The 1,602-nt window shown below is 42.3% G+C and carries 1 protein-coding gene; it reads right to left on the bottom strand.

Going from position 1 to position 1,602, the window contains the following annotated elements:
* Positions 1-397 precede the first annotated feature (397 nt).
* Positions 398-1,483 (bottom strand): IS110 family RNA-guided transposase, encoded by a 1,086-nt coding sequence (locus EV202_RS14925; RefSeq protein ID WP_106040569.1) that lies wholly within the window; start codon positions 1,481-1,483, stop codon positions 398-400.
* Positions 1,484-1,602 lie beyond the last annotated feature (119 nt).

Here is a 1,602-nt window from a genome sequence, read left to right as displayed (position 1 = left end):
CTTTCCATTTAAAATCCAAACAAAGTTGGATAATTCATTAATAATTAACTTTAGTTTCATATCTTTTTGTCAGGATGTTAAGAGGAAGTAGGCTCTGCTGAGGAGCAACCTACCAGCAATAAGCATCCTAACGGTACGCAGTAATGCTACTTTGGGAGGCGGTTACACGCCTCTCTTTTTGTATTACTGATATCGTCTGATATGGCTAAGAAAACCTAACCATAATCCTATGGTAAAACAAACTTTCCACAGCAGACACCACACAAGGGGCTGCAAGTTCCTTTATCAGTCAAACCATTAATGAGGATTACAAACTTTTTTAAGCGGACTTCAAAGCCGCAAAGTAATGATAGTATTTTCCTCAAAAGAAAGTTGTTTTACCTTATAGGATTCTGTATCATTTGACAACACACGGTATATATTCCTTTTCATGTTTGAGTACATAATATATTCTGTTTACAAGCCGTCTGGCAATCTTTATGATTGACTTCTGGGGATTCATACGTTTACGGTATTCCGTATAGGCTACAGTCATTGCAGGATCCTTACGGATTGCAATCCATGCAGCTTCCACCAACAGGCAGCGGAGCATGAAATGGCGACGTACCGTTATATCTCCTGTGCCGTTACTCTCACCACTCGAATGGCACATGGGTACCAGACCGATGAAGGAAGCCAGATGGTCCTCATTCCTGAAACGGACTATACCGTCAAGTTCAACCATCAGGGTAGCAGCTGTAGTAACGCCTATTCCGGGAACAGAAGTCAGAAGACGTATCGGCCTCTCAAAAGGTGCGTTACGTGATATCTCACGGATGGCACGTGTTTCCTGAAGAAGCATCTTACGCAAACGCACGAACTGCTCCAGGTGCAGTTCCAAAGTCTTCTTGCCATACTCTGTTGAGAGTTCGAGAGAATGAAGCCAAGTCAGGAAACGTTTTGACCAACATCCTATCGAGCATCGGGTAAACTCTTCGGGTATATCCACTCCATGAAAACGAAGCAATGACTTGATGCGGTTCTTCGCACGGGTGCTGTCTTTTACAATCAGGTTTCTCATCCTTATCAAAGAGCGCATTTCCAGGACATCCGCCTTGGGAACGTATATTCCTACCAGCGAACCGGAACGTAATTCACGAGCCAGCTTGTTACAATCCACGGCATCCGTCTTACGAAGTTTTTCCTTACTCATGGTCGGAACGTCGGCTGGATTGACCACGATGTTGGTTATTCCTAAATCCATCAGTTTCTCGTGTATCCAAAAGCCGCAGAATCCGGCTTCATACACAGAGAAGTAATTGGCGCCCGGATAATTGCTGACAAGATACTTGTGCAATGCTTCCGGTTCCGGAATTTGGCTGAATCGCTTCAGAACACTATGCTCTGATAAAATTGCAACCGACCAACTCTTCAGGTGGACATCAATTCCTACATAAATATTTTGACCACTGAAATCTAATGTGTTACTTTGTACACGTTTCATAAGCTATATCGTTATGAGTTAATATTGTTGTTATCACTTACAAAGTTAACTATAATGGTATAGCTTTTTTAGGGCTATATTATGTTATCCGTCACTTCCGATTTTAAACATAGGAACTT

This window comes from Prevotella heparinolytica, assembly GCF_004342845.1.
GTDB classification, from domain to species: domain Bacteria; phylum Bacteroidota; class Bacteroidia; order Bacteroidales; family Bacteroidaceae; genus Bacteroides; species Bacteroides heparinolyticus.
The sequence above is the reverse complement of the archived record's forward strand: the minus strand, read 5'-3'. Positions and strand labels throughout refer to the sequence as shown.